This window comes from Paenibacillus swuensis (genome assembly GCF_001644605.1).
GTDB lineage: Bacteria > Bacillota > Bacilli > Paenibacillales > DY6 > Paenibacillus_N > Paenibacillus_N swuensis.
Genome location: NZ_CP011388.1, coordinates 3,112,320 through 3,130,681, shown reverse-complemented (window position 1 = coordinate 3,130,681; position 18,362 = coordinate 3,112,320). Strand labels below are relative to the sequence as shown.

Annotated in this window: 17 protein-coding genes; all 17 read right to left on the bottom strand. The window is 48.0% G+C overall.

What is annotated here, in order from left to right; all coding sequences use genetic code 11:
* Nucleotides 1-12: 12 nt before the first annotated feature.
* Complete coding sequence (cobA, locus tag SY83_RS13735) at nucleotides 13-1,560, bottom strand: uroporphyrinogen-III C-methyltransferase (RefSeq protein ID WP_068607406.1); 1,548 nt, start codon at nucleotides 1,558-1,560, stop codon at nucleotides 13-15.
* A 6-nt stretch (nucleotides 1,561-1,566) separates the two neighbouring features.
* Nucleotides 1,567-2,505: a hydroxymethylbilane synthase gene (hemC, locus tag SY83_RS13730; RefSeq protein ID WP_068607404.1), complete on the bottom strand. Its 939-nt coding sequence runs from the start codon at nucleotides 2,503-2,505 to the stop codon at nucleotides 1,567-1,569.
* Between the two features lie 2 nt (nucleotides 2,506-2,507).
* The gene (locus SY83_RS13725; RefSeq protein WP_197479858.1) at nucleotides 2,508-3,119 is read right to left on the bottom strand and encodes a precorrin-2 dehydrogenase/sirohydrochlorin ferrochelatase family protein; all 612 of its coding nucleotides are present in this window, start codon (nucleotides 3,117-3,119) and stop codon (nucleotides 2,508-2,510) included.
* Between the two features lie 38 nt (nucleotides 3,120-3,157).
* Nucleotides 3,158-3,985: a cytochrome C assembly family protein gene (locus SY83_RS13720; protein ID WP_068607401.1), complete on the bottom strand. Its 828-nt coding sequence runs from the start codon at nucleotides 3,983-3,985 to the stop codon at nucleotides 3,158-3,160.
* Nucleotides 3,986-4,069: 84 nt separating this feature from the next.
* Complete coding sequence (gene hemA / locus SY83_RS13715) at nucleotides 4,070-5,464, bottom strand: glutamyl-tRNA reductase (RefSeq protein ID WP_068607399.1); 1,395 nt, start codon at nucleotides 5,462-5,464, stop codon at nucleotides 4,070-4,072.
* A gap of 182 nt (nucleotides 5,465-5,646) precedes the next feature.
* Nucleotides 5,647-6,177 carry a hypothetical protein gene (locus tag SY83_RS13710; protein WP_068607397.1) on the bottom strand — a complete coding sequence of 177 codons (531 nt, stop codon included), beginning with the start codon at nucleotides 6,175-6,177 and terminating at the stop codon, nucleotides 5,647-5,649.
* Between the two features lie 105 nt (nucleotides 6,178-6,282).
* Nucleotides 6,283-6,684 carry an adenosylmethionine decarboxylase gene (speD, locus tag SY83_RS13705; protein WP_068607395.1) on the bottom strand — a complete coding sequence of 134 codons (402 nt, stop codon included), beginning with the start codon at nucleotides 6,682-6,684 and terminating at the stop codon, nucleotides 6,283-6,285.
* Between the two features lie 334 nt (nucleotides 6,685-7,018).
* Nucleotides 7,019-7,606, bottom strand: coding sequence for a hypothetical protein (locus tag SY83_RS13700; protein WP_068607393.1), 588 nt, complete (start codon nucleotides 7,604-7,606; stop codon nucleotides 7,019-7,021).
* 219 nt (nucleotides 7,607-7,825) lie between these two features.
* A complete protein-coding gene (gene yihA / locus SY83_RS13695) occupies nucleotides 7,826-8,440 on the bottom strand; it encodes a ribosome biogenesis GTP-binding protein YihA/YsxC (RefSeq protein WP_068607391.1) in 615 nt (204 codons plus the stop codon).
* A gap of 15 nt (nucleotides 8,441-8,455) precedes the next feature.
* The gene (gene lon / locus SY83_RS13690; RefSeq protein WP_068607389.1) at nucleotides 8,456-10,792 is read right to left on the bottom strand and encodes an endopeptidase La; all 2,337 of its coding nucleotides are present in this window, start codon (nucleotides 10,790-10,792) and stop codon (nucleotides 8,456-8,458) included.
* Nucleotides 10,793-10,917: 125 nt separating this feature from the next.
* Nucleotides 10,918-12,636 (bottom strand): ATP-dependent protease LonB, encoded by a 1,719-nt coding sequence (gene lonB / locus SY83_RS13685; RefSeq protein WP_068607386.1) that lies wholly within the window; start codon nucleotides 12,634-12,636, stop codon nucleotides 10,918-10,920.
* Between the two features lie 402 nt (nucleotides 12,637-13,038).
* The gene (locus tag SY83_RS13675) at nucleotides 13,039-13,344 is read right to left on the bottom strand and encodes a hypothetical protein (RefSeq protein ID WP_068607381.1); all 306 of its coding nucleotides are present in this window, start codon (nucleotides 13,342-13,344) and stop codon (nucleotides 13,039-13,041) included.
* Nucleotides 13,341-14,396 carry a S66 family peptidase gene (locus SY83_RS13670; RefSeq protein ID WP_068607379.1) on the bottom strand — a complete coding sequence of 352 codons (1,056 nt, stop codon included), beginning with the start codon at nucleotides 14,394-14,396 and terminating at the stop codon, nucleotides 13,341-13,343. The genes SY83_RS13675 and SY83_RS13670 overlap by 4 nt, the downstream gene beginning before the upstream one ends.
* Nucleotides 14,397-14,419: 23 nt before the next feature.
* A complete protein-coding gene (locus tag SY83_RS13665) occupies nucleotides 14,420-15,004 on the bottom strand; it encodes a hypothetical protein (protein ID WP_068607377.1) in 585 nt (194 codons plus the stop codon).
* Between the two features lie 131 nt (nucleotides 15,005-15,135).
* The gene (gene ispG / locus SY83_RS13660; protein WP_068607375.1) at nucleotides 15,136-16,242 is read right to left on the bottom strand and encodes a flavodoxin-dependent (E)-4-hydroxy-3-methylbut-2-enyl-diphosphate synthase; all 1,107 of its coding nucleotides are present in this window, start codon (nucleotides 16,240-16,242) and stop codon (nucleotides 15,136-15,138) included.
* Between the two features lie 93 nt (nucleotides 16,243-16,335).
* Nucleotides 16,336-17,595: an ATP-dependent protease ATP-binding subunit ClpX gene (gene clpX, locus SY83_RS13655; RefSeq protein WP_068607374.1), complete on the bottom strand. Its 1,260-nt coding sequence runs from the start codon at nucleotides 17,593-17,595 to the stop codon at nucleotides 16,336-16,338.
* Nucleotides 17,596-17,599: 4 nt separating this feature from the next.
* Nucleotides 17,600-18,199 carry an ATP-dependent Clp endopeptidase proteolytic subunit ClpP gene (gene clpP, locus SY83_RS13650; RefSeq protein ID WP_068607372.1) on the bottom strand — a complete coding sequence of 200 codons (600 nt, stop codon included), beginning with the start codon at nucleotides 18,197-18,199 and terminating at the stop codon, nucleotides 17,600-17,602.
* Nucleotides 18,200-18,362: the final 163 nt, after the last annotated feature.

Below are 18,362 nucleotides of genomic sequence, written 5' to 3'. Positions count from 1 at the left end.
CTCATAGTGAAATTAAACACTAACCGCCGTGTTCACAAGCGAATCCACAAGTGAATCGATGGTTGCTTCCTTAGCTGTTAAATGTACTTGAATACCCGCTTTCAGCGCGGTTTCCGCTGTAAGCGGTCCGATGCAGACTACCGTTATATCTTGGAGCAGGTTATGCGGATCCGCCTCCCCAGCCTGCTTCAGCAAGTCCAGCAGATGGGTGACCGTCGACGAGCTCGTAAAAGTGACGATATGTACGTCTTTGTTCCGGAGCAGCTCCGCGATCTCCGCCGCATCTTCCCCCGACGGCACCGTCTCGTAGACGTCGACTTCCGTCACCGCCAGGCCAAGCTGAGTCAGCTCGGCCGGCAGCCAAGCCCGCGCCAGGTCCCCGCGCGGCAGCAACACCCGCTGTCCGGCCGCAAGCTCCGGCCGGATCGCGTCAAGCACGCCCTCGGCCCGATAATCGGCCGCGGGCAGCGCATGCACGGCCAAGCCGCGCTCCGCGAGCGCCTCGGCCGTTTTCGGGCCGACCGCCACGATCTTCGCGTCGCGGCGGATGGCCCGGATGTCCGCAGCCGCTTCGCGCAGGCTGCGGAAGAAATGCTCGACGCCGTTCGGGCTCGTGAACACGAGCCAATCGTAGGTGTCGAGCTGCGCCAGAGCGGCGCGGAGCTGCGCCAGCTTGGCGGCTTCGCGAACGGGCTCGACGCGGATAACCGGAAACTCGACGGCCTCGCCGCCGAGTTCATCAATCCGGTCCGCGAGCTCGCTCGCCTGGCTGCGGGCGCGGGTGACGAGCACCCGCTTGCCGAACAGCGGCTTCTTCTCATACCACTGCAGCTTGTCCCGCTGCAGCACAACCTCGCCGACGACGATGACCGCCGGCGGCTGGAAGTTCGCTTGCCTCACGAGTTCGGCAATCGTCTCGAGCGTGCCCGTCAGTGTACGCTGTTCCACGCGCGTACCCCAACGGATCAGAGCGACGGGCGTTTGGGGCGAACGGCCATAGCGTATCAGCTGTTCGCTGATATAGCCTATTTTCGCCACGCCCATCAGGAAAATCAAAGTCCCTGTGGCGTTCGTCAACTTAGCCCAGTCTATATTCTGATCCAGCTTTTCCGGATTCTCGTGTCCGGTGATAATGGATAATGAAGAAGCGATTTCCCTGTGGGTCACCGGAATGCCGGCATAAGTAGGCACTGCAATGGCGGAGGTGATTCCGGGGATAATTTCGAATTCGATCCCGTTATCCACCAGCAATTCCGCTTCTTCCGCAACACGTCCGAAGATACTGGGATCCCCGCCTTTTAATCGGGTAACCGTCTTTCCTGTTAAAGCGATGTCCGCAAGCAACTGATTAATGTCCTCTTGCTTCATGGTGTGTCGATCCGGCAATTTACCCACGTACACTTTCTCCGCGCCCGGTTTCATATGCCGAAGCAAACGCGGACTGGCCAACCGATCATAGACGACAACATCCGCCCGCTGAATACATTCTAAACCCCGCAACGTGATTAATTTAGGATCTCCCGGCCCCGCACCGACTAAGTAGACTTTTCCCCTCTTCATGACGCCTCATCCCCTAACTTGCGACAATATACGATCCGCGCCTTTGACTTTGCAGCGCTCCGCTAATTCTTTTCCTAAGGCGACAGGATCGGTTCCCGTCAATGTCTCTTTAATCTGTTCAGATCCGTCAGGTGTGGCTACATAACCAGTCAATTGTATGCCGTGTCCCTCTTCCCCGTCGACCAATACGGCATAGGCTCCGATCGGCACTTGACAGCCCCCGTTCAGTTCGCGCAGGAAGGCGCGTTCGGCTTTAACGGTCAATTCGGTATAAGGGTCATTCAACATACTGAGAATTTCAAGCATCGGCATGTCATCGCCTCTGCATTCAATACCCAGGGAACCCTGTCCGACGGCGGGTAAGCACACTTCAACCGTCAGGTATTCGCTGATCTTGTCCTCCCAGCCCATACGATACAATCCTGCCGCTGCCAGCACAATCGCGTCAAAACCTTCCGTATCCAGCTTTTTGATACGGGAATCGATATTGCCTCGAATGGGCTCAATGTTCAGATCCGGACGATATTGCTGCAGCTGGGAAGCTCGCCGCAGTGAACTTGTTCCAACCTTCGCTCCTTGCGGCAGCTCGTTTAACTTGAGATTTCCTTTAGAGATAATACAATCCCTGGGATCCACCCGCTTCGGGATCGCGCCGTTAATCAAGCCCTCCGGCAACTCCCAGGGCATATCCTTCATAGAGTGCACCGCCATATCAATATGACGATCCAGTAATGCCTGTTCTATTTCTTTCACGAACAAACCCTTCCCGCCTACTTTGGATAACGTCACATCCAGGATTTGATCCCCTTTGGTCACAATTTTCTTCACCTCGAAGTTCACGGATAGCCCTCGCGCCGTACACAAGTTTTGTAAATGATCTATAACTTGATTCGTTTGTGTGAGCGCCAAGGCGCTTTGACGTGATCCAACAACGATCGTACGCATATTCATTTCCCCCCTGGTTCTAATGCAACGGCTATTTTCTGCTTCAGTTTGTGAAGTTCGCCGTTACGAATCTGATCAATCGTGTCTTCTGTCCAGAGTTCCTTAAGAATCCGTTGCCTGTCTCGCGGATCCGCCAAAGTTTCCTTTAAGGTAACGCGAAGTCCGGCTAACCAATCCAGCGCCTCTTCGAATTCAGGGCCATATTCTTGTTGGAGCTCGCATTGTATGGCCTTCGCCATCCCCGGGCTTGCCCCGCCGGTAGAAACGGTTATAGCAAGCTGGCCTCGGCGCACAACGGCCGGGTCCACCCAATCCCCCGTATCCGCTTGATCGGAACGATTAAACATCATGCCTTCTTGTTCAGCCTCCAGGCATACCTGTTCATTCACCGATGGAACATCTGTTGAAGCATATACGATAAAGCTTCCTTTCAAGTCACCGTCCCGGTAAACTCTGGATTCACCCAGAACTAGGCCCTCATCGATCCACTTCGTGATCGCTGGGGTCCATCTTGGCGCAATCACCTTAATACGCGCATCCGTATCCATTAATGAACGTATTTTGCGTTCCGCTACAGAACCTCCGCCAACGACTGTACACAAGCGGCCCTTCATTCGTAAACAAATCGGAAAGTAAGTGTCCTTGGCCATCGCTAAGCACCGTCCCAATGATGAAATCCGGAAACATAATTAATTGCGAAATTTACTATAATGATACCGAATGCAGCCAAATTCCACAATGCCAACTGGTCGCCGGCGCGGTTTGCCGAAGCTCTCTGCCAGAGATAGTAACTGTAAGCCGCCAGGACGAATATGGAGGTCCATACTTTCATATCAAGCAATAAAGACCAGTCCCCCAATATCATAATTCGCATAATGCCTAGGGTCAGCGCCATAATTAACAGCGGCGTACCTACCACAGCGCTCATATTGGTGAAATAATCAATTGTTTCCAGACTGGGAAACCGGCGAACGGTCATGGACCATTGTTTGCTTTTTAACTGAAAATGAAGAAATAAGTACATCCCGGCAAAAATGGCTGAGATGGTAAACACGGCATACGACAAAATCGCAAGTGAACTGTGCACAATCAGCAACTCATCCACCACATTGCCATGCGTTCTCGGTGCCCTGCTCTCCAGATTACTGAATATATTTAATGTAAGAATAGCAAATCCAATGACATTTACGAAGAAAACAATGAAATCCATTCGGAAAAACCGACTCATCACGAGAGACACCGTCACCAGCAGCCATGAGAAAAAGAAGAGCACTTCAAAGAGGGTGAGTACCGGCATGTAGCGATGTTCAATCATTCTTATTATGAAAAAGATCGTTTGGAGCACCCAAACAAAAATTAATAAACCCGCACCCATGCGTTTGGCGCTTCGGTTCTGTCTTGCAAAGTCGGAGAAGAAAAACAACAAGCTTAAAGCATAAATATAAATAATGGCATCGTAAATCCAACTGTTGCTTGCCATGAGTGTCTCCTTTCGTCCCTTACGTAAAACGGTCCCGATAATAAATAATCCCCTAAAGAGCTGCCCCGAGTGATCGGGGCATTCTTACGGGGTTATAACCGCATAGGTGAACGGCGTGGGTGCGGAGGTTAAGTTATGCTCTGAAGATGTTTCCTTTACTACCGGCGACACAGCTTTCGGTTGAGGCTTCGAATCCTCTTGGAGCTTGACGAGTTGTTCTTCCAGAGCAAAGATATGCGTGAACATCTCGATAGCTTCATTCCCGTGCTTACCGCCGGCCATCTCTTTCACACGATTGATCGGATCATGCATCATCTGGTTCACGATGCTCTTCGTAAGCTTACGAATGACTTTGATCTCACGTTCATCCAGGTCAGGCAACTTCTTCAGCAAGCTGTCCATAGTCTCTTCATGGATGGATGCGGATTTCTCTTGCAGCGCCCGGATCACGGGGCTTACCCCTAACATCTTAAACCACTGATGATAAGCTTCGATCTCTGAGACAATCATACCCTCAATCTTGGCGGCCTCTTTCCTGCGCAAATCCATGTTCGTTTCCACAATGCCTTGCAGATCATCAATATCATATAGGAACACATTGGCTACTTCGTTTATTAGCGGGTCAAGATCACGCGGAACCGCAATATCAATCATAAAGAGCGTCTTGGACTTCCGCTTGCGCATCGCTTCCGCAACCTGTTCCCTTGTCAGCACATAACCTGCCGAACCTGTGGACGAGATGATAATATCCACCTCGGCGAGAAAACCGGGAACTTCAGCCAGGGAGCAAGCCACGCCGTTAAACTTATCAGCCAATTGCGCGGCTCTGTCATACGTGCGGTTCGCGACAATTACCTTACTTGCCCCGTTCGCGTACAGATGCTTGCCTGTCAGCTCGCTCATCTTGCCCGCACCGACGATCATGACTGTCTTGTTGTTGAATTGCCCAAAAATCCGTTTGCCCAACTCTACTGCGGCGTAGCTCACAGAAACCGCGCTTTCCCCAATGGATGTTTCGGAATGAGCCCTCTTGGCCATAGTGATCGCTTGTTTAAACACCATATTAAATAGGGTGCCTGTCGCTTTCTCGCGTTGAGCCGTTAAAAATGCGGTTCTCACTTGACCCAGAATCTGAGTTTCACCGATGACCATGGAGTCCAAACCGCTCGTTACCCGGAACAAATGCTCCAATGCCAAGTCATCTTCATAGATGTAAAGATGTTTATTAAAGTCCGATACAGGAATGCCGAACCACTGTTCGATAAAACTGCGAATAAAATGCCCGCACATATGCAAACGGTCAACCACTGCGTATATTTCCGTACGGTTGCATGTGGCGACGATGACACATTCCAGAATGCTCTTGGTTTCTTTCAATTGTTGCAAGGCTCTTGGCAAATCCTCATCAGAGAAAGCAAACTTCTCTCTGACCGCAACAGGAGCTGTCTTATAATTCAATCCCACGGACAAAATGTGCATATCGTCGTCACCGCCCTTCCGCTAGTAAAATCATCATTTATTATAACATAGTTCGACATTGGGATCAGGCGAAAACCCAATCAATTTTGAATAATTTATGAAGAAAATCATCACTTTGCCACAAGCTTTACTATTGTGAACTAATTCCAGAATGACTATACCATATTCAGGCTGGCGGACCATTATAAACCTAGCTGCTCCTCTAACCAATCGGCAATCTCGCGATCCTCTTCATCCAACCGTTCGCTCCGGACGGAATAGAGCTGTCCCGTTTCATTAAACAATTCTGTATATTCTTCGAATAACGGTGTGAAACGTTCATGACATTCCTTTAGTACCGCTGATTCTTCCGTACTGAGTTCACGTTCCGCGAGTTGAACCCGGATAATCCAATCCGATAGCCGCCGTAAAGAGATCAGTTCATTTAAACTCTCTTTACCCACGGCCAATGTGAGCTTTTCATGGGCATAAGACGCGGAGAAAACCCTTTCTTTGAGGGCTGCAAGTTCTTCTGCCACGGGCTCCGCCGAAGCTTCTTGAATGCCTTTATGTAACAATTCCATCTGGAGCGCGGTCACTTGAAATAACAGATGCCCTTCTGTTCCCTCCACATCGCGCGCACCGCCAAAGAGCTGGTATAACGGCCACAGAATCACACAAGCCACAATTAACAGCAGCAGCATCATGCCGCCGAATCCTCTTTTCAACATCATTCCCTCGCCCTCCTGCCTGGCACTTCACTCTTGTACCATTGTATGGACGGGGTAAAAAAGAAATAACCACGGATCAACATCCATGGTTACCGCTTATATAAATCTTTATTTGATAAGTTGTGCTTCTTTCAGTTCAGGTGTTTCCACTTTCAATTCGCCGAGTCCGCGCACTAATTTCTTGGCATACGCTTTCTCCGGTTTCAATACGGATACCATATGGTCGATCGCGAGTTGCGGATCTACCGTTTCGCCGCAAGTATAACAGTCAATTGCCGCAAAACCTCTCTCAGGATAAGTATGAATCGAGAGGTGACTCTCAGACAGTAATACGAGCACTGTTGCTCCTTGTGGTTCGAATTGCTTCGATTGTACTGATAATACGGTTGCACCGCAAGCCTCCGCTGCTTCGACCATTTGAGCTTGTAGCCATTCTGCACTGTTCAGTTTGTCGAAATCGACTCCCCAAGTATCAACAGCAACGTGTCTTCCGAAAGTTGAGTATTCCATCTTCCGGTTCCCCCTTCCTAGGAATAAAATGTTTGTAAAAATTTCATCCGCTAGGACCTACGTCATTCACTTCTCCGAGGGAAAAATCTCTCGCAACATATCTAATGTCGTCCTGAGTGAATCCTGGTTCCTATATGTGATTGTCAACGAAAATAAAAATAACATCTATTGGGTTGAATTGCAATACTTTTTTTTGATATGCGAAGGTTAATGGTTCTAGGACTTTATGCCTCATCCCGACTCCATCAACATATGTGAAGCAAACCCTTCATGTGATAAGGATCGTTTAATTTTCGTAAGCAAAAAAAAAAGACCCGAAGGGCCTTCTCGTAGATTATGCTTCCAAAGTGAACAAAGTCTTCGTCAAGTGCGCAAGCTGCCTGTCAATCACAGCTTTCTCAAGTTCTGTGGTACAAACAATCCTTGCGTCCAGAAGCTCATTAATTTCAATATTCGTGACCTGAATAGCCGCTTCAACATGGTTCTTATCGAATAATCGTTGAAGTTGACCCAGCGTATCCTTGTATTCGTAAACGAGCTTCTCTTCACCGGCTTTACTTTCGATGATCTTGATCGCCGTTCCGCCTACATAGTGATACACCATCGTGTACCCGGCATAAATCCGGTGTACAATCGCGTCGCCTTTATACATCGACACGGCTTTACGCATGGCATTAGCCAGCTTGGGATTGGTGAATCGGCACGTGCCATGAAACAAATATCCGCCTGCGACTCGTTCGAAGGTTAATAAACCTTCTTGAACAAGATCATCCGCGAACGACATTTCATGATTACCGTTCTCCGTAACCTTTACTTGCATGTTGATTTGTTGCTCGGCAAACCATTGCGCGAACTCCATCATTTCGGTTTCCGATAGTGTCAAACGGGTTTGGACATATACCGTGGCTAACCGCTGAGCCATAAAAATCTCCCCGATCTTTGTGATACAGCTTGTGAAGCGCTTCTTGATTCTTAAATCCTGATCTCATTATACAACACCCGCAGACGTTCCCGCCTGCCGATAAAATGTGATTTTTCAGCGAATTTCATTGAATAACGCTGCTTTCATGGAAGAAGTTCAACAGAAAGCTAAGAATGCTCTGTTTCCTGCCTTTCCATCATGCGTTTCCTATGGTGTTTCCTATTCTGCTGTGATTTCAGTTTCTGTTTGAAGGCTTGCAGCTTTAGCTATATGTAACCACAATTCGTCCTTGCCTAAACCGGTTTCGGAAGAAAACATGATGATGGGGTCTCGGGGATCGACCTCAAGCGTTTCCTTAACAATCTTCAGATGCTTCTGCCACTTCGTCTTCGGGATCTTATCCGCTTTCGTCGTAACGATACATACCGGCAAGTTATAATGCTTCAACCAGGAGTACATGGCTTGATCATCCTTAGAAGGGGGATGACGCAGATCAATGACATGCAAGATCAGTTTAAGCGGTTCCCGATGTTTGAGATATTCTTCAATCATCTTGCCCCACTGCTCGCGCAGCGATTTGGATACCTTGGCAAACCCGTAACCGGGAAAATCGACGAAGTATAAGGCCTCATTAATTCTGTAATAATTCAATAATTGAGTTTTACCTGGCTGGGAACTTGTCCGGGCCAAGTTCTTGCGTTGCAGCATCTTGTTAATCAGTGAAGATTTGCCGACATTAGAACGCCCTGCCAGAGCAATCTCCGGCAAGGCATCTTCAGGGTATTGTTTAGGACCCGCGGCGCTGATTGTAAATTCGGCTTGGGTGACCTTCATATTCTTTCCTGCTTTCTAAAGGACTTCCACGGGTTTTACCAAGGCATGGTCCAGAACTTCGTCCATATGGCCGACGGGTACAAATGTAACCTCGTTCCTTACACTGTCCGGGATATCCCTTAAGTCCTTCTCATTGTCTTTCGGTAACAAAATTTTCTTGATGCCCGCGCGGTGTGCGGCCAATGACTTCTCTTTCAGTCCGCCGATCGGCAACACGCGTCCGCGCAACGTAATCTCTCCGGTCATGGCCACTTCCTTGCTGACCGGAATGTTGGTAAGAGCGGAGATTAACGCTGTAGCCATCGTAATTCCGGCTGAAGGACCGTCCTTCGGAATGGCCCCTTCGGGAATATGAATATGGATATCGTTCTTTTCATGAAATTCAGGATCGATTTGTAGCTGAGCCGCCCTGGAACGTGTATAAGAGAAAGCCGCCTGCGCGGATTCCTTCATCACATCACCCAGTTTACCCGTTAGAGTAAGCTTGCCCTTACCCGGGAGTACTGTCACTTCAATGACCAGCGTATCACCGCCGACTTCAGTCCATGCCAAGCCGGTTACAGCTCCAATCTGATCCTCGGCCTCTACCATACCATAACGGAACTTCTGAGGTCCCAGATACTCTTTAAGCTCATCCGGTGAAATTACAATGGACTGTTCATCGCCCGATACGATTTTCTTGGCCGTTTTCCGGCATAGGGTAGCCACCTGTTGTTCCAGGTTCCGAACACCCGACTCGCGGGTATACTCGCGAACCAGCTTCAGCAGAGTCGGTTCTTCAACGGTCAGCTGTTCATCCGTTAGTCCGTGATCAGACTTCTGCTTCGGCAGCAAATACTTGCGGGCAATCTGAAGCTTCTCCAGCTCCGTATAGCCGGGGATGTAGATCATTTCCATACGATCCAATAACGGACGAGGAATCGTATGCGTCGCGTTCGCGGTTGTCACAAACATCACGTTCGACAAATCGAAAGGAACTTCAATGAAATGATCGCTGAACGTGTTATTCTGTTCCGGATCCAGCACTTCAAGAAGCGCAGCCGAAGGATCTCCCCGGAAATCAGATGCCATCTTATCAATCTCATCTAATAAGAAGACCGGATTACGCGTGCCCGCATTCTTCAAACCTTGAATAATACGGCCGGGCATTGCGCCTACATAAGTACGGCGATGCCCGCGAATTTCCGCTTCGTCTCGTACCCCTCCAAGTGAAATGCGCACGAACTCTCTGCCTAGCGACTTGGCAATGGATCGGGCTAAAGAAGTTTTACCTACGCCCGGAGGTCCAACCAGACAAAGGATGGGTCCTTTCATCTTCTTGACAAGCTTCTGCACCGCCAAATATTCAAGTACGCGTTCCTTCGGCTTCTCGAGACCATAATGGTCATCGTTAAGAATCTCTTCCGCATTCCCGATGTCCAGATCGTCTTCTGTCTGCTTATCCCAAGGCAAGCCCAGCAGCCAATCCACATAATTGCGAATCACGCCGCCTTCGGCTGATGTAGCGGGCATTTTCTCCAGACGGTCAATCTCTTTCTCGATCTTCTCCCGAACCTTCTCGGGCACCCCGGATTCCGCCAGTTGCGAACGAAGCTCTTCCACTTCTCCGGTACGGCCTTCCTTGTCCCCAAGTTCCTTCTGGATCGCTTTCATCTGTTCACGCAGGTAGTACTCTTTCTGCGTCTTCTCCATCTGCTTCTTGACGCGCTGGCTGATCTTGCGTTCAAGCTCCAGCACCTCGCGTTCATTATTAAGGATGTCCAGCAATTTCTCCAAACGTAGACGCACATCCACCGTCTCCAGAATTTCCTGTTTATCTTTAATTTTCAAAGAAAGATGGCTGGAAATCACATCCGCCAAACGGCCCGGTTCATCGATATCCGATACCGCGGCAAGCGTCTCGGGCGTCACCTTTTTGGAAAGATTGATATAAGATTCAAATTGAGTCAGCACCGTTCTCATCAAGGCGTCTGTCTCCGGATCTGTTGATTCGTCCTCCGGCAAATCCTTCGCCTGCACCTCATAGAACTCCTCATTCGCGAGAAATTCGATAATTTCAGATCGGGTGATGCCCTCAACTAATACGCGAATTGTACCGTTCGGCAGCTTCAGCATTTGCCTTACTTTGGCTACAGTTCCTATGCGGTAAATGTCCTCTTGCGCGGGTTCCTCTATGTTGACTTCGGATTGGGAACACAGCAGGATCATGGAATCGTCAATCATCGCTTTCTCCAGCGCCTTGACGGATTTCTCACGGCCTACATCCAAGTGAAGCACCATGCTGGGGTAAACAAGCAGTCCCCTAAGCGGCAATAAAGGAATGTTACGTCCTTTTGATTTTGTTGGCCCCATGCGTCAGCACCTCCAAGTAGCTCTTGCTTCCATTTGTTGCATAACCCATTTTAACAAAACTTTAATCAAAACACCAATTCGTCGCACGGCGCCTGGTTATATTGCGATTCAACTGGTTGCGACGATTACAGCATTGGCGTCTGTTTACTTTCACCTGCTTGCAAATAAGGAATGGACGGCGAAATCAGGAGCTCTGAAGCAGCAGGAAATATTGCGGTTTCTTCCACCGGTTGTTCGCCAAAGCATTGTGTAAACACCTCTTGGATCGTATCCACCGGGATGACCTTCAACCCGTCAAGTCCCGCAAAAATTTCTTGCCAGTTATCCTTAGGAATGATGACGGTAAGCGCACCCGCTTGGAATGCGGCTTCCACCTTGGCTACCACGCCGCCAACAGGCTTCACACGACCGTGAATACTGACTTCTCCGGTCATGGCAATCGTATTGTCCAATGGCTGGTTCGTAATCGCGGAGACGATGGCGGTGGCCATGGCTATACCTGCGGAAGGTCCGTCAATCGGAACGCCCCCCGGGAAATTGATATGCATGTCATAGTTATTGGTGTGATATCCAAATCGGCGCAAGACCGTCAACACATTCTCGACAGAGCCGCGTGCCATCGACTTCCGTCTCAACGTGCGGGACCCTCCGCCCATCTCTTCTTCATCGACAACGCCTGTGATGTTAAAAGAACCGGCTCCTGGTTTGACGGCTAGCGTTGCGGTTACCTCAATTTCCAGCACAGTTCCCATATTCGCTCCGTACACGGCAAGACCGTTCACAAAGCCTACCTGCGGCGCGTGAGGCACTTTCTTCTCCGGGCGCGGCGGAATCTGGCTGGAGTTGACCACCCATTCCACATCTGCCGCAGAGATGGTCTGACGGCTTTCCGAAATGGCGATGCCCACGGACAATTGAATGACGTTCACGGCTTCCCTGCCGTTGGTCGCGTATTTTTTGACGACTTCTACCGCTTCCGGACTGGGTGGAAAACCGATTTTCTTCAGCGCGTTAGAGGCGATACTACCGATTTCTTCAGGCAAAAGAGGGCGGAAAAAGATCTCCATACACCGCGAACGAATCGCCGGCGGAATCTCTTGGGGCGAACGCGTTGTCGCGCCTACGAGACGGAAGTCGGCTGGTAAGCCGTTTTGAAAAATATCATGGATGTACGAAGGAATGTTGATATCCTCCGAATTATAGTAAGCACTCTCCAGAAACACTTTCCGGTCTTCCAGTACTTTTAACAATTTATTCATTTGGATCGGGTGCAATTCACCTATTTCATCAATAAATAAAATTCCGCCGTGCGCCTTGGTGACAGCACCGGGCTTCGGCTGCGGAATACCCGCCACACCCATCGCACCCGCACCTTGGTAAATCGGGTCATGAACAGAACCGATCAGCGGATCGGCAATGCCCCGCTCGTCAAACCGGGCCGTCGTGGCGTCAATCTCATTAAACTTGGCTTCAGTGAGAAAAGGAGACATGGGGTTCTTCTTGGCTTCCTCGAGAATAACCCGGGCCGCCGCCGTTTTCCCCACTCCTGGGGGACCGTACACGATCACATGCTGGGGATTAGCGCCGCAGAGGGCCGCTTTGAGGGCGCGGATGCCTTCTTTTTGCCCGACGATGTCTTGCAATGTTGCCGGACGGGTTTTCTCCGCCAGCGGTTTGGTCAGGGAAACCGAGCGAAGCTTGCGCAGCTTCTCCATTTCCTTGCGCGATTCCCGGTCAACGGCGGATCGGTTCGTCTTTTGGTTACGGAGCAAATTCCAGAAATAAACGCCGATGACAATGGCAAAAAACACTTGAATCAACATCAATACGGTACTGAATGTCATAATTAACTACCTCCCAGCTAGTGTCTGTACTTGGTAGTATATCCTTTCACTGGGGCGGATAATCGATTGGGGCGAAATTTGGAAATGTGTTTGAAAGGTTGGGGTTATGTCTTTCTTATTCTTCGATTTTTTTCTTTTTGTTCTCGATGATAGGATAGATGTTCATTTTCCAAACGTTGTTATCTTTATTTAAGCCAAAAGCCGTGGAACTTTTATGTATGCCGATACTTGCAGAAATGATTACGGAAAGTTGGTCGTCTTTATCTGCTACGTTCTGAATGTCAATGGAATCATAATATCTGTGACTCAAAGCTAGTTGCGAAAAATAGGTTGATACATGGTCAAAAAATTCTTTACTAAAAAGATTTGCATCGGGCAACTTGCCGTCATTATAAGTTAGGGCTAATTGACCTCAATGTCTCCCGATACGGAAGCGTGAATATATGCCAACAGAACTTCTTCTGGGGAAAAAGCTTTAAAATGGCTAATGTTTTTGTCCGCCAAATATTGTTCATACAGTTTAACCTTTTCATCAGACAGTTGTTCGAGATATGAAAACTTGGTTTGATGAACCGCAACTTGAGTTTCTTGGGTTTCTTGAGTTTCTTGTACCTTCATTATTTCTTTGTCATTCTGGTTAGAGTTGAAACAACCTGTTATTAGAAAAACAAACAACGTTACGTTAATTAAGTTTACGGTCCATCTCATGATACATTCCCTCCCGAGCCGAAAGGGCTCTCAAGCAATCTGATTTCATTCCTTAAAGGATCCAATTGCATTTGAGCACCAAGAGGGAGGATGAACTTCGGGTCTGTGTGTCCAAAATCAAAGTCAACGACGATCGGCACTTGATCTGCGCTAAATTCAACTTTGAAGATATCGAGAATGATGTTGTTGAGCTCCTGTTTCTCTGCGGTAGAGTAATCTTTTGGCCGACCGAATAGGATTCCGTTAATCTTCTGGAAAATGCCCTGCATCCCGTAATTTCTTAACATATATCCAACTTGCATAGGCGAAGGTTTGTCTTCGGATGTCTCAAAGAACAGGATACGATCTTGCCAAAAAGAAGGCTCAGGCCAATACTCCGTAGACTTCATAAATTCCAGAACCTCAATACAGCCTCCCCACAAAGTCCCTTGTTGAACCTGACTCCCTTGCAGGAACTTCCAGCCCTCAGTATTATCTTGAAATTCCTGACATTCGCCTAGGGTGTCCAGATTACTCCAATCTTGATAACCTTCTGTCCAGTGTGAGTAAGGTGCATAAGTATAAGGATATTCGTTGGAGAACAGGATGGATTTCAAATGTTGCTCATATCCTGTCGGAAGATATTTCATTTGAGCCAGTCCCGCCATAACTGAGGGACCGTAGAATGTTACCAACCCAAGTTGATTAAAGTAGGCCAGGAAAGTCGTCGCGTCCGAGAAGCCCATAATAAATTTCGGATTGTTCATGATTAGTTCCGTATTTAGAAATGGCAAAATTCGTATGGATTCATAACCGCCGATAGACGTAATAATCCCATCTATTTCAGGATCTTCGAAACAGCGATTGATCTCTTGAGCGCGCAATTTTGGATTTCGGTACAGTTCATCAGTAGACATCCTTGCAGTAGGCATCTCCTTAATTTCAAACCCTAGTGTTTCTTGCAGGTGTTTCAAACCCAGCTCATAAATCCCCGGATACAGATATGGCAATCCGCTTGAAGGCGATATTATAGCAATTTTAGCTTTTGGTTTAAGGCTATTCGGTTTCTTCAATCTGGCCCCTCCTAACGATCAGTTCAAAATAGTTTCTTTGCAACCAGATGATGCACATCCATCTTCCACACTTTGTTTTCTTTCTTCAAGCCATAAATATCAGAACTTGTGAAATTACCCACACCTGCGGTTATGGTGACCGCTACTTGATGTTCTGTTACCATATCGTCTTGAATCTCAAGGGAATCAAAATACCTGTAGTTAAACGCAAGATCCCTAAAATTTCGCTTTAAATGTTTATTATAAATTTCTTTAAAATCCTGATATTTAGGCGATGAACCGTTGTGGTATGAAAGATGATAAATTACACTAAACTCATCCTCAGCCACGGCATGTAAATATGTAGTAAAAATATCTTCAGGTGAAAAATCCTCAAAATGAATTAGATTCCGATCTTTCAAAAATTGTTGGTATGCCTCTATTTTGGTCGGTGGAAGTTGGTCCAGGTATGAAAATCTCTTAGGTTCTTTGGTCTCTTCCGATTTTTGAATTTGTGTTGCAGATTGTTCAATTTTCTGTTCCCGCGCCTCAGTTGCAAAGCCCGAAACCTCACAACCTGTAATCATTATCGCAGTAAGTAAAGTAATACCATATGCTGAGGCTTTCATGATGTAAACTCCTTATGTTTTTGTGAATTTCAAGACAGTGTGATGCTTATGAATATGTAACGTTCTACAAAGGGATAAGTTACATGAGGACCACAAAAAAAAAAGACTGCCGAATGACGGCAGCCTAGTGATTAATGCGCGTGCTCTGCGCGACCCGGGATCATACCCGTGCGCTCATAGTGCTCAACAATAATATCGATTTCCTTCTTCAGCTCTGCAAGAAGCTCGGCCTCCGGAACTTTGCGAATCATCTCTCCGTAACGGAACAACATGCCTTCTCCGCGGGCACCGGCGATGCCGATGTCGGCTTCACGCGCTTCCCCCGGTCCGTTTACCGCGCAGCCTAGCACAGACACCTTAATCGGCACTTTGATCTTGGAGATATATTCTTCCACTTCGTTCGCGATGGAAAATAAATCGATGTCCAATCGTCCGCAGGTCGGGCAAGAAATAAGCGTAGCCGCGTTTGTGATCAATCCGAAAATTTTCAATAACTCGCGCGCCACTTTCACTTCTTCCACCGGATCCGCACTAAGAGAAATACGAACGGTGTTACCGATGCCCATGGAAAGCAATGCGCCGATGCCGGCAGAGCTCTTGATGGTTCCTGAATGAAGTGTCCCTGCCTCTGTTATACCCAGGTGCAAAGGATACTTAAAGGCCTTGGAAGCTTTCGTGTAGGCTTCAATCGCCATCGGTACATCAGAAGCTTTCAAGGATACGATAATATCGTGAAAATCCAGCTCTTCCAGAATACCGATGTGATACAAAGCACTTTCGACCATCGCATCCGCAGTCGGATAGCCGTACTTCTCCAGCAAGTGGTTTTCCAGGGAACCGGCGTTCACACCAATGCGAATCGGAATCCCTTTGTCCTTGCACGCTTTAACGACGGCTTCCACTTTCTCGCGGCGCCCGATGTTCCCCGGGTTAATCCGCACCTTGTCCACACCGTTTTCGATGGCCGCCAAAGCTAGTCGGTAGTCGAAATGAATGTCCGCTACCAACGGAATGTTGATTTGTTTCTTGATTTCTTTAATGGCTTCCGCCGCTTCTTTATTGTTCACCGTGACCCGAACGATCTGACAGCCGGCTTCTTCCAAGCGAAGAATTTCGGCAACGGTCGCCTGAACATCCGCTGTCTTGGTCGTACACATGCTTTGAATAATGACTTCATTGCTGCCGCCAATCGTCAAGTTGCCTACTTTCACCGGTACCGTCTCAGTTCTTAAGTACATTCGTTTAGGTCTCTCCCATGAACGCCAAATCTCCACCAAGCACACCGGTATAAAGCTCGGTGGGTTGGTGGAGTACCTAGGCGTAATATATTGTTAAGCCGATTCTTCTTTCTTCTTCTTCGTGTCTTTCTTCTGCGTCAGTTCCGGTGTCACTTTGTCCATGACAACTTCCTTGGTAATGATGCAATTGGAAACATCATCACGGGAAGGAACTTCATACATCACTTCAAGCATAATGCCTTCAATGATGGCGCGCAGACCACGAGCTCCGGTGTTCCGCTTAATGGCTTCCTTCGCGATCGCTTCCAGCGCTTCCGCATCGAAGTCAAGCTTCACATTGTCCATATCCAACAGCTTCTGGTATTGCTTCACCAGAGCGTTCTTCGGCTCGGACAGAATCTTCACCAAGGCTGCTTCATCCAACGGCTCCAAAGTGGAGATCACCGGCAAGCGGCCTACAAATTCGGGAATTAATCCGAATTTCAGTAAATCTTCCGGCAAAGACATGGATAAGTATTCGCCCGGCTTCAAGTCGGCTTTCAAACCGTCCGCTCCGAAACCGATAACTTTCTTGCCGATTCTGCGCTTGATAATCTGTTCCAGACCGTCGAATGCACCGCCGCAAATGAACAGAATATTCGTCGTATCAATTTGGATAAATTCTTGGTGCGGGTGCTTACGTCCGCCTTGAGGAGGAACAGAAGCCACAGTACCTTCAAGAATTTTCAGCAAAGCCTGTTGTACGCCTTCACCCGAAACATCACGAGTAATGGATGGATTCTCGGATTTACGAGCCACTTTATCGATCTCATCAATATAGATGATGCCGCGTTCCGCTTTCTCCACATCGTAGTCAGCCGCTTGAATCAGTTTCAACAGAATATTCTCAACGTCTTCACCTACATAACCCGCTTCTGTTAAAGAAGTAGCGTCTGCAATCGCGAAAGGTACGTTCAGAATCTTAGCCAAAGTTTGCGCAAGCAAGGTTTTACCGCTGCCTGTAGGTCCTACAAGCACGATATTACTCTTCTGCAACTCAACATCTTCTAGCTTGTTCTGAGAATTAATACGTTTATAGTGATTATAAACCGCAACGGAAAGCGACTTCTTCGCCTGTTCTTGACCAATGACGTACTGGTCGAGGATGGTGCGGATTTCTTTCGGCTTAGGAACTTCTTTCAAGTCCAATTCTTCTTCGCTTCCGAGTTCCTCTTCCACGATTTCAGTGCAAAGCTCAATACACTCGTCACAAATGTATACGCCCGGACCTGCCACCAATTTGCGAACCTGGTCCTGGGACTTGCCGCAGAAAGAACATTTCAATTGGCCTTTTTCATCGTTAAATTTAAACATCGGATCACCCCTTCATTGTTAGATCTTCTCGAGTGATGACTTTATCTACGAGGCCGTAAGCAACAGCTTCATCTGCGTCCATAAAGTTATCTCTATCGGTGTCGCGGTCGATTTTCTCATACGGTTGACCCGTACGTTCCACCAGGATTTGATTCAGCTTCTGCTTCGTCTTGATGATCCAATCGGCATGAATCTTAATGTCCGTCGCCTGACCTCTAACGCCGCCAAGAGGCTGATGAATCATCACTTCACTGTTCGGAAGCACGAAGCGCTTGCCCTTGGCGCCCGCCGTAAGCAGCAGTGACCCCATAGAGGCTGCCAAGCCTACACAGATGGTGGAAACATCCGGTTTAATGAATTGCATCGTATCATATATACCCATCCCCGCTGTGACAGAACCACCCGGAGAATTGATGTAGAGATGAATGTCCTTCTCAGGATCTTCCGCGGCCAAAAATAGCAACTGAGCTATAACAAGATTGGCTACATCATCATCAATCGCGCTCCCAAGAAAGATGATGCGATCTTTAAGCATTCTGGAATAAATGTCGTAGGACCGCTCGCCACGATTCGTTTGTTCAACTACCATTGGCACCAGATTCATGTCTCCAACCTCTTTTCCTTTTAAAAAATAGCTTACACTCCTATTTTATCATGTTCAAACGGGTATGTCATTTTTGTAAAGCATATGTACTCTTTTGAATCGTATGTAATAGGTTTTTCCGTTATGTATAGCGATTTTGGGTAATAAAGAAGGCACGCAATAG